This window comes from Flaviramulus basaltis (genome assembly GCF_900114265.1).
In the GTDB taxonomy this organism is placed as follows: domain Bacteria; phylum Bacteroidota; class Bacteroidia; order Flavobacteriales; family Flavobacteriaceae; genus Flaviramulus; species Flaviramulus basaltis.
The window spans coordinates 108,623-120,049 of record NZ_FPKV01000003.1 but is presented as its reverse complement, the minus strand read 5'-3'; the positions used below and the strand labels follow the sequence as shown (position 1 = coordinate 120,049).

The 11,427-nt window shown below is 33.5% G+C and carries 6 protein-coding genes; 1 reads left to right on the top strand and 5 read right to left on the bottom strand.

Going from position 1 to position 11,427, the window contains the following annotated elements; genetic code table 11:
- Positions 1–7: 7 nt before the first annotated feature.
- From BT151_RS12880 to BT151_RS12860, 5 genes are all read right to left on the bottom strand, one after another.
- The gene (locus BT151_RS12880) at positions 8–364 is read right to left on the bottom strand and encodes a hypothetical protein (RefSeq protein ID WP_072402759.1); all 357 of its coding nucleotides are present in this window, start codon (positions 362–364) and stop codon (positions 8–10) included.
- Between the two features lie 4 nt (positions 365–368).
- Positions 369–1,103, bottom strand: coding sequence for a hypothetical protein (locus BT151_RS12875; RefSeq protein ID WP_072402758.1), 735 nt, complete (start codon positions 1,101–1,103; stop codon positions 369–371).
- Positions 1,104–1,583: 480 nt separating this feature from the next.
- Entirely contained in the window at positions 1,584–1,988 is a 405-nt protein-coding gene (locus tag BT151_RS12870; RefSeq protein WP_072402757.1) for an Imm44 family immunity protein, read from the bottom strand.
- Between the two features lie 18 nt (positions 1,989–2,006).
- Complete coding sequence (locus BT151_RS12865; RefSeq protein WP_072402756.1) at positions 2,007–6,959, bottom strand: DUF6443 domain-containing protein; 4,953 nt, start codon at positions 6,957–6,959, stop codon at positions 2,007–2,009.
- 12 nt (positions 6,960–6,971) lie between these two features.
- Entirely contained in the window at positions 6,972–10,439 is a 3,468-nt protein-coding gene (locus BT151_RS12860; protein ID WP_072402755.1) for an RHS repeat domain-containing protein, read from the bottom strand.
- Between the two features lie 298 nt (positions 10,440–10,737).
- Between BT151_RS12860 and BT151_RS12855 the strand changes: the two genes are divergently transcribed.
- Positions 10,738–11,415, top strand: a complete 678-nt coding sequence (locus tag BT151_RS12855) for a response regulator transcription factor (protein ID WP_072402754.1) — start codon at positions 10,738–10,740, stop codon at positions 11,413–11,415.
- Positions 11,416–11,427 lie beyond the last annotated feature (12 nt).

Genomic DNA, 11,427 nt, shown 5'->3' with positions numbered 1-11,427 from the left:
TGTTTAACTATTCTACAGAAAACCCAGTTGTTACATACGGGGTTTGATAGTTTGAATTTTCACCACGAATACGCCATTGGTAATTGGCGGCTTCCAAAGTTTTTGTAAAATTTTTTTTGGTGATTAAGGTATCCTCCAAAATTTGGATGGCATTTTCAAAGCTTGGTGTGGCTATTTGTAAATGGTAGGACTCGGCATCTTCAACAGGATTCCAAGAAAAAGTGACTAATGTGATATCTATGGCACTATTTTCTGTGGGTGCCAATATGCTCACGCTTTTATTGGATATATCAACTACTTCTATAATGTCATCACAGGCTATAAAACCAAAACCTAGAATAAATAACAAAATGACTTTCTGCATCTCCTTAAAGTTTATAATAGTTAATGTTCATTTTGGCTCGCTTTGATGAACGGTACGTATTGTTGGGGCACCCACTGTATTTACTCACCAAATCCACAATATCCAATTGGTGCTTGTTGTTTTCCTGCCAACAACAGTAAGAGGTTTGGTATTCAAAAACAATACCTTCATTTACATAAATAGTTTGTGTTTTTACTTTGTTTTTATACAATTGGATGGCATAGGTTTTATAACCTTGTTCCACTAAAAAAACTGCATCCGCCCCTGTTATTGCTTCTAGGGTTTCTTTGTTTAAAGTCAACGATATACCCGTTAATACTTGGCCTTTAGGGTTGTGGCTTAGGTAATCTTTAACCTGGGTATTTTCATCAGCGTTCAATGCTTTAATAAGTTCTACTTTATCAGCTATTTGTAACTGTGTATATGTTGGTTTGTTGGGAAGGGAGTCCACATATCTAACTATAATATTAGCAGATTGTACGGCTTTAGCTTTTAAAAACGTTTTGTGGGTATGTTTGGTAAATGGCTTGATTACTACCGATAGCTTAATAGGGCTTTTATAGCTTGGGACAGCACTGTTATTAAAACCCGTTTGCAATAAAAATTCTTTTTCCGAACCGATACTTCCCAATACTACTTGTTGCGTGGTTTTGGTTTGAGAAACCTGGTTAAAATCTATGGTTTTGCAACTTGTAAGGACTAGAAGTATGCTTATTAATTTTAAGAAATTCCGTGTCATTATTTTATTTCAATTAGTAATAAAAATACATGAATAATAAAAATTAAAAATAAGGGTTTCCCTTACTGTTGATAAGGGTTTTTAAAATTATTTAACCACTAATTTAAACCGTAAGAATTCTATGGGCTTATTCTAACTGATTTTAAAGACCAAAAATAAAAACAGGCACACCTAAATACACCTGTTTTTAAACTTTATTTATTTTATGTGATTGATTTTAAATGGTTACAGTAGACATAATGACCACCCACTAATTTGAAGCGCGACCTCTTGATATACTATAAGTTCTTCTTCCATGTTATTAAAAAAACAGTAACTCACATTTATTTTAGCTATCGTTCTTTAATGATCTCTTTTATCAAAGCCATGTCCTAATCTGGGACACTACCCAATCAAAGCCATGTACTAATTTTGGACACTACCAATGATGACTTTTGTTTTATACCAATGATGACTTTTGTTTTATATTACTAATTTCTATTAATTAGATATATTTTTAAAATAAATTTCCAAATCGTTTATAAATTCATCCTTTTTAAAATCTTTGATAGTTATTTCAGTTAAATATTCTTTAGTCTTTTTAAAGAATTCTTTAACCAAAAGTAATTTTCGTTCGTCTACATTTGACGATTTGAAACTTTCAAAATCTAATTTAATTTCATAGCTAATTGTGGGCTCTTTTCTCATAACCTTTGTTCGTCGTACTGGAAAGAATGGTTCAAAATCTTTTGAGACACATATTATACCAACTACTATATTTTTTATTCTTTCTCCATAATCTTTGTCTTTAAAGAAAAGATTAAGTTCCTCAGCCAACTTTTGAGTTACTCTACTTTCTTCAAAACTGAATTCTCTTGAGAATTGACTACCAATATAAAATTCCATAATTATTTAAATTTAAAATTATCTGAAGATCTTATTTCCTGGAGGCAAACTGCCAGTCGCTAAGTAATGTCCGTAAATCATTATTTTTTCCTGAATTTTAATTTGAACAGTATTGCCAAAGAACATAGGTACCATAGTTACACCGCCAGGTACCATTGTTCTTAACTCACCATCACTATATCTTTTAAAACCATTTGTAGTTTCTCCATATTTCCATACATCACCTGCATTTAAGTGTACAATATTACCTCTTACATCCATAGTAGTTGTGTCGTGATTTACGATCAAAGAGTACATAAAGCCTGGAGGCCCTCCTTCTTTGCTGAGTATTCTTTGAATTTCCTTTTCCTGCTTTGCATAATAGCTATTATATAAATATTGGACATAAATATGGTCTTGAGTAAATATTAATGCTTGATTCATCATCCCGACTAAACCAAGGGCTTCTAGAACAATTAAGGCACCAGCATAATCCGCATATTTAAAAGAACCATCAATTTTTCCAATAGCCCAAACCATGGCTAGTAAATTTTCCTGGGTCCCTTCCATATCAACTTGTGCGTAACGTGATCTAATCGTTTCCATACAAGTTTCAGGACAAAGTGAACAGTCGACACAGCCATCTTGTAAATCACCTGTAATTACTGAAACATTCCTTCTCTGTTCAGCTAAAAAAGTACTGTTAGCAAAAGCCTGTTGTCTCATGGCATCAAAACCACCACCTCCAGGTCTTGAAAGCTCCATCCATTGAGAGTTGGTCAACCCATCAGCTCCAATGGTTTCCCCATTTATGGAATCAGCACCACTGGGGTCAGCCCAATAAATAGGATTATTATCAAAACCTACACTTGTACCTTGAGAAAAATGCGTAACAGGGTCTATACCATTAAACCTAGCTATGGCTGGGTCATACATTCTAACATCCATTTCATAGAGGTTCAAACCTAATACCTCTTCAAATTCAACATCATTGTATTTCCATTTTAGAGCTGGATTAGCAAAAGCAGACGGATTATCATTATACCCCTTGTGTTTAAGCCCAAAAGGATAGTAGTTGTTTTCCTCAACAATTTCAATATCATTGGGGTCGTTGGCTTTACGAATGCTTACATTATCAAACCAAACACTACCTGAATAATTATTGTCAATACGTATGTTCAGTTCAGAGATGTTAGGGGGAACGCTTACTTTCTTTTCTAAATACACCCAGACTCCTTTAGTACTGGTTGTTTGAGAATCTATTAAAGTATAATACCCGGTTTCATTCGGTTCATTCATAAACAGGAAAATATCAGCTTGGTTCCCAGAAACATTTTCAAGATACACCCAGGCCGAATATATATAATCAGTCGTTTGGGTATTACTAATCGTAATCCAATCATTGCTGTGTGCAACGTTTTCATGATGAACTGTTGGGTGTGGATCTAATCTTGCTGATTTATTTCCTTTAAATTTAAAATTGCTATCAAATTCATCAACATCCCAACCCCAGCTATTTCCTGTACCGTTCCAATCAACTCCTTCAACTGAATCTTCAAAATCATCAACAAATATTTGCTCGCTTGCACCTGTCACTACACCATCATGATTACTATCTTTATAACTCAAACGAATATTTCCAAGATGATCCTTATATTGGTAAATATAATCAAAACCTTGTGATAAATCATTCTCGTTTTTTGGTTCTACATAGCCTTCGGGGTGGTTAAAAAATTCTAATTGTTCTCCGTTTCCGTTATCCAAGTTATGATAAACAAAATTACCAGAATATATGGTTTCAACATTCTTTCGCGCATTGTTTTTACTGCCAGGAGTTGTACCTGTTTTCACAACTTTCTTTAGTTTAACTCCATCTGCTGTATAATAATATTCAATAACTTCTGCCGTATTTCCGAAAAGGGGATCATTTCCATTAAAAACAATTTTGTAAGGTAAATTTAAATGATTGTATTTAATTTGAGTTATAATTCCTTTATTTCTATCTATTAACATATTTCCATTATCATCATAACTATAATCATACCCAACGGTGTTACCATCCTTAAAACCGCCCATTGAGTTTGATGTGGTATTAGTTCCATAACTATCTTGCACACCCATTAATTTATTACCTCCATCATAAGTATAAGTTATATTATCCATTGGATAACTATATTGGCTGTTTGTCGGGTTTAGCCCAAACCTAAATATTCGACCTATATTACCATTCCTATCATAATTATAAATATACTCATTAAATTTGTTATTATAAGTATGGTTTTCTGCAAAATATGCATTTTTAAATCTGTTTAATGCATCATATCTGTAGGAGTAATGTCTTAGTCCTCCATCAATATTATCGGTTTTCCAATAGGTATGGCTTATATTGCCATTATACAATGGTGTATTATAAGTAGATGATGTTGATGGTCCTTCAGGTTTGTTATAATTAAGTCCAAAACTGAATAAATCATTATCTTGGTGAAGATTTGTTGGGTCGTTTATAGTTTTAAGCCAACCTCTTATATTATAAGTGTAATCTATTTCCTGTAATGGTTGTGCTTCTGTGTTACCAACGTCCTTCTTTACAAGCTGCCCCAATTCATCATAATGGTTTTTGGCAATAAGCTCCTCACCTTGGTTATTAATGTTTTGCTTTTGGGATATTAGTCGACCAACATGATCATACTCATAGGTATCTATAGTAACAATATCTGTTTGTCCTGTTTTTTTATGGGTGGTTTTGGTTTCCAGTACCTTCCCAGTAAAATCTAGTTGGCTTTCAACAATATCAATTGTATCTAAGTACTCATTCTCACTATATGTATAAATAGGTCTTCCTTTATCATCGTAATAAGTAACAGTGGTTATCCAATCTGCTGTTCCTAAAACGCGTACTTTACTTATAGTGGATAAGCTTTTAGTATTTGTTGAAGACGTTAATCCATAGTATGTGGTAATTGTTGGGTTGAGACCTGTAGGTAAATCTATATAATCATCATAGTAAGCAATAGTCAATATCTCATAGCTACCATCGTCCTCTGGATAAGCACCATGTGTATAATAAACATAGGTTCCATTCAAAAAGTTAGGGGTAACTGTTCTCTCCTCAAATTGATTTGTTATACCATTGGCATAAAGTTGTGCTGCTGGCCTTAAATCGGCCTCGCTTAATTTACCTGTATAGGCAATACGCCCAAAAGCATCATACTTTGTGAATAACCATTCGTTTTGGCTTCGCAAATTTGTATCTTGAGTCAATACTGGTTGATCCAACTTGTTATAAACAATATGCTCCCAACCTTTACCTGGTAATTTCTTTTCTATAAGCCTGTTTCTACTATCATACTTGTATTGATAGGCTAATTCATCCAATTGTGATTGGGTAATAACTGGAGGAGTAAAAATATTTTGATAATTGGATAAATAGATTGAAAAGTCAAATTCAGTATCCCCGTAGTCAATGGACCCCTCACTATTAAAATATAAATTCCCATTTTGAATATAGGCATCCCCAGCAAGATTATTTGAATTAGAAAAAAACATATCTCCTAAATCAATATTAGGTAGCGATGGACTGATAAAGTCTAAATTCATTACAAGTCCATCTGCCAATTCTATTTCTTCTGCTTCGGCGTAAATGTAGAAATTCAAAACACCGTTAGGAGAAAAATAAAAGGATATTTCATTGTAATCTGTTTGTTGTGCAAATAAACCAGAAACATCAAAAAAATCATAGGTTTTAACTAACCAATTTTGTGTTATATCCTGATAGGTAGTTACTTTTGGAGGTAACACATAAGTTAAGTTCCCAAAATCATCATATACATAATAGGTGTCATGCCATTTACCTGCATCAAAGGTTCTTTTTAAAATAACTCGCCCTTGTTTATCCTTGTATTCTTCGGTTGTATGGTCATTAGGTTTGGATTGATTAGGTTGCCAGTTCTCATCTTTTGTAATGGTTTTATAAAGCTCATTGGGTGCATACAGATCGTTATCGACCAATTGGGGTTCTTCGGTATTGCCATTAACAAAAGATACACCAAAACGTCTTACATAGTCTGTCTCAACATTAGTACCATATTCAAACTTTATAGTGTGTCCGCCATAAACTACTTCTTGGTCACTAAAATCAAACTGGTGGGTAAACGCTGCACTGGCTCCCTTTACAAATTCTTGATTTGGTGAGTCGATATGCAAAAAACCATTCTGTATAGTAACATGATAGGATGTGGTAACATGAAAAAACGCATCATAAATATATCCCAAATCTGTATCTGGAATATTATTTGACAAAAACTTTACATCGCCTAGTTGCAATTTAATCCCATTCCCAGCACCTCCAAAACTTAAAGAACAGCTCATCAATCCATTTTCATCTATTGAGAAATCCACTGGGTTTCCCGAAGTATAACCAGAGGTTTGAGATATAAAATCTATATATGGCCAACTTTCGTCAATCGTAAAATAAGTGTGTACGTTTTTACTCCAATCTTTACCAGGTGCTGTTTGCTCAATTACTCGATTTAATGGTGAAGCTTCATAAACACTTTCAGAATAGGCATTAACCTCTTCAGTATTTAATCCAATAAAATCGTTTGGGTGTTTGTTCTGGTAATATGAATTTATGTCTGAAAAGATATTTATTGCATGGAAACTTTCAGAAGTACCGCTTTGCCTCTCAATAGGAAGGTAATACTTGACTTGTCTTCCAAACTCGTCATATTCCATATGGGTAATAATATCAGTATTATTCCCTCCAGACCTTACATCAATATTTTGCTTTGGTCTCCCCAACCCATCAAAATAAGTTATGGCTTGTATTCTTTCTTCATCCAACAAAGAGGTTTGGGTATTTGCGTTAGTTATACCATCTTGGGTTTCCACCTGAAATGTTGTAGACTTTATATAATTCTCAGTTGCTGTTACTTGTCCCTTAACAATTGATGTAACAAAAATAGCCGCTAGTGTAAATAATAACTTTTTCATAATCATCAATTGTTATTGTTTGTAGTTATATTGGTTTTCGCTTAAAATATTTTGGTCTTCATCCTTTATTCGCTTTAAGCGATTTGAAGAATCGTATTCATAGTATATTGTATAACCTTTCGGATCAGTAGAGCTAATTAATCCAACCAAGGGCATATAGGTATAGGTAGTTACTAATGCTCCTGATAGGCTTCTTAAGTCTGATTCTTGAGTTGGACTAAGCCCGTTAGCAATGGAAAAATTAGTGCCAAATGAAGAAAGGTTTTCAATAGATGAGTACGTAGCATTTTCTATTTTTGCTACTGGATATTCATCATTGTAACCCCATATGTATACGATGTGTGTACCATCTTTTTTTGAAACCTCTTTAAGGTTTCCATTATCATAGTAATTATGAAATACAATCCTCTCTTGTGGCAAATTTGTACTAGCATTGTATGCACCATTTAGAGTTTGAATATTTTTTGTCAAAACAAAGTCATTACCTACATCCTTAAAATTATTGCGTACCATGTTCAATAACTCATCTGGCTCAGCGATACCATCATTATCAAAATCTTCATAAGTACTTGTTTGAATTGCTTCTGCAATGCGGTGCAATCCATTGATTTCATTATTGGGGTGTTTAAGCCTTTTTACCGCATTAAAAGATTCTGTACTCAAAGCACCACCTTCAATTGTGCTATTATCATAAAGCGTGGAAGCTGTAGAGATATCATCAGGATAAATTATTTTGGTTATGATTTTATTACCCTTACTACTAATAGTTTCTGTTTTTGTTAACTGAAGATGTTCGTCATTTTCGTAACTATAATTTGTTCTTGTTGTTATGGGGTTATTACCATTCAAATCGTAACGAACGTTTAATTTGCTTTCTAAAAAACACCAATCTGTGTAGTTATTATGCCTATAAAAAGTAAGGTATGGAGGGAGTGCTTGATATTCATAGGGATCACTTGGTAATAAATGAGTAAATGGGTTTTGATATACAAACATTCCGGGAGCATTTTTTCTGTAGCTGCTTTCTATTTTATAAAAGTAATCTGTTTCGTCAACGGTTATCCCATCTGATTTTTTTATTGTCATCTTGAATGGTTTTCCATTTTTTGGATCTGACTCAGTAGGAAAGTTAGGTGGTGGATTGGACACTATACTTATTGGCTTTAAATTATAATACTCTGTAATAGTTTCTCCTAGATTCGTGCTCCCTTCATATGAACTTTGCACGCAACCGTAACCTATAAAATTATCACCTGTTCCACTTACCGGAAGAAGGTTATTTGAATTACCTATTAAATAACTTCCAGATATTGCACAATTACTATTTCCACTTCTATAAAATACCCCACCTATGATTGGACTTATATAATGGTATACAGGATTTTCCATAGCAATACCTGAACTCTTATTTGAATCCTTCATTAAATACCCATATTTCTTAACTATGGTTTCATTGCCATCATCCAATTCAACGCTTTGAATTCTAAGACCTCCCCCTTTGACTCCAGTAAACATTGTTGTTGACATTTCTGTATAGGACCAATTGTAACCAACTCTAAGGTTATCTAAATACGTTAATACCATTTTGTATTTACCTGGTGTAAAAGTTGTAGTTATGTTTTCATAGTCAAGATTTATTGAATAACCACTGTTTGGTCCATAAACGTCATTAAAAGCTAAATATGGTAATTGGTGTAAAACCCAAGAGCCATTTTCCAATTTATAATATCCAACATATGGATGTTCGTCTGTATTGGCTATATAATCAGGGTTTGTAACTTTTTGTATTAAAAAATTCACATGTATTCTAACGCTTGCATCAGTAATCTCAAATATATCACTTGTATAAGTATTCATGATATTCCCTAATCCACTTGTAGTTGTTGTAAGATTAGCATTTGGAAAAGCTCCAGTATGGCTATTTTCTATTATCTCAGTTCCAAAATACTCATTAGACTCCCAATTAAAAGTCTGAGAACCTCCAGTAGGCAATATAATTTTTTTCAAAACAAAATATTTAGTGTAATTCTCATTAGGAAATCTGTTTGCTCCACTTACAGATATCGTTTGACCTTGAAATTGGGTTGTAATACCAGGAATAAGTGTGCCCTTAACAGAACTGCTGGTTGTTCCCCATAAGTCTAAACTATTATTGTTAGCATTATTAAAGTAGCCCCAATGGTCGATACCCAAAGAAATTTTAGATGGAAGAGAACTACCTGGGTCATTATATTCAAATTGATAATTTTGATCATTTATATTAACACCCTCCAACTTTAGCCTGTAATAATCTGGTATTTCAGCCGTGGTTGTATTTTTTTGAAAATAATCAAAGTTGAGATTTGCCGTGATTATCGGAGCCCCACCTGTACTTCTATAAACCTTTATATCTTTCAGCCTTTGTGGGTCAGGATCACTTGGAGACTTAGTATCTAAGTCAATTCTATCTTCTGTATCAAAAACTACATATCCATTTGAAAAATTAATTTGATTTAAATAGACATCTTGTGTGACGTCTACAGATCCATAAACAATTCTGGAAGGGTCAGGTGAAGTATTAGGACTTGTATTTGAGCTACACGTAACTTGCTGCGTCAAATTTTTTGGAACGACTTCTGTAACCCTAATTTGGCTTTTTGTGTTGTGTATATCAGTTTCATATTCAAAGGTAATTTCATGTTCACTTATTGGAGAAGATATTTTTTCTATGTACCAACTGGTCACTACTGGGTAAGGGGCTGATCCACTATTCATAAGAGTATGTCTGTTAGCTAGAACATTTGAAATGCTAGTATTGGTGCTGTATGAATAATTGGTTGTTGTTTCTGCTACCTTGAATTGGTATTTAATCCCCATAGGGTCAGTAATTACCCATATGCGTTCAGCAATAAAATAACTAATACTTACAGCTTGAGCATCTAGGGGCCTACCTTTAACTTCATTACTTCCTTGCGTGGGTTTTTCGACTATAAATTTACCACTGTATGAACCAAAATTATAGAAAAAAATATCCGGCTCAGGGTCATGCCTATTAAAAACAATGTTTTTATAATATGAATTAAGTTCTGTTTCAGTGGCGTTCCAATTTGGAACATCTTGAGAATATATATATGGTATATCCTCTCCTGATGGACTTCCTGAAGAACTATAATCTAAATCATCATGTCCTTTTATAATTCTAGATATTGTACCTCCTGCATTAAGAGACCATCCCAATCCAACCCAACTAGCTTCTTGTGCAACCTTTATTCCACCACCATGATAATTTAATGAAATTGGTAAGGACAAGTCCCCAGATTTTATAGTATAAATTGGTATAGTTATATTTGGCAAACCAGTGTATTCACTTACTGGAACATCGGCAAATTGTGCTAGCGATGCTGCTGTTGGCGAAGGTGGTATAATTTCAGGTAAATCTTGAGAAGTTGCAAAATTGACAATAAGCACTAATGACAAAAATGAAAATAGATGTTTAGACATGATATTTATTTTTAATTCCGAAATGATAAAATTAAAAACCCTTTTTGGAAAAAAAGTAAGGGTTATCCATACTAATATGAGGGGCTTGAAATTTCAATAAGTTTATTTATATTAGCCCACATAGTCTCACCTAAGAACAATTTTGGTCTCATCATTTAAAAAAAAATAACCCTTACTCGAAGTAAGGGTTTGCCTTACTTTTTTTTAATGTTATATAAATAGATTTGTGTTGTTTGTATGATATTCAAGAAACATTGTATGCAAACCCATATTTTTTTGAGTGCAAAAATTGTTTACTATGATAAACCAATTAAACACGCTAATCATTGAAGACCATCCCTTTATTATTGAAGGATATAAAAGGGTTTTAGATCATATTTCTTCAAACGATGGTAATCTGGATTTTAAGATAAGGACTGCTAAAAACTGTGAAGAAGGTAATGCTGAAATTGAATATGCAGTGCACCATCACATTATGGATTTAGTGTTTTTGGACATCAGTTTACCACCTTCAAAAGATCGAAAACTGATATCAGGAGATGATTTAGGGATTAAATTAAAGTCTTTGTTCCCTAAAGTGAAAATCATCATTGCTACACACTTAGAGAACAATTACAGGCTGGTCAATATTTTAAAAACCATTAAGCCTGATGCTTTGTTACTTAAAAACGATTTAGACTTTAAAATATTAACCGAAGGCGTTTTAAATGTCATCAATGATGTCCCTTTTTATAGCAAGCCTATTTTAAAACTCGTTAGGCAGCATATATCCAATGATTTTAACTTGGATAATATTGACCGACAGATGCTCTACCACCTATCACTGGGTGCAAAGACCAAAGAATTGCCAGAGATTGTGCACCTATCCCAAGCTGGTATTGAGCGCAGAAAGCGACGATTAAATCAGATTTTTAACAATGACAAGAAATCAGATAAAGTATTATTAAGGCTGGCAAGAGAAAAAGGATTCTTATAAAATAACCCACCA

Excerpts from the sequence above, each read along its gene's own strand:
- BT151_RS12875 (WP_072402758.1), bottom strand. The coding sequence starts at position 1,103 with ATGACACGGAATTTCTTAAAATTAATAAGCATACTTCTAGTCCTTACA.
- BT151_RS12880 (WP_072402759.1), bottom strand. The coding sequence starts at position 364 with ATGCAGAAAGTCATTTTGTTATTTATTCTAGGTTTTGGTTTTATAGCC.
- BT151_RS12860 (WP_072402755.1), bottom strand. The coding sequence starts at position 10,439 with ATGTCTAAACATCTATTTTCATTTTTGTCATTAGTGCTTATTGTCAAT.
- BT151_RS12870 (WP_072402757.1), bottom strand. The coding sequence starts at position 1,988 with ATGGAATTTTATATTGGTAGTCAATTCTCAAGAGAATTCAGTTTTGAA.
- BT151_RS12865 (WP_072402756.1), bottom strand. The coding sequence starts at position 6,959 with ATGAAAAAGTTATTATTTACACTAGCGGCTATTTTTGTTACATCAATT.
- BT151_RS12855 (WP_072402754.1), top strand. The coding sequence starts at position 10,738 with ATGATAAACCAATTAAACACGCTAATCATTGAAGACCATCCCTTTATT.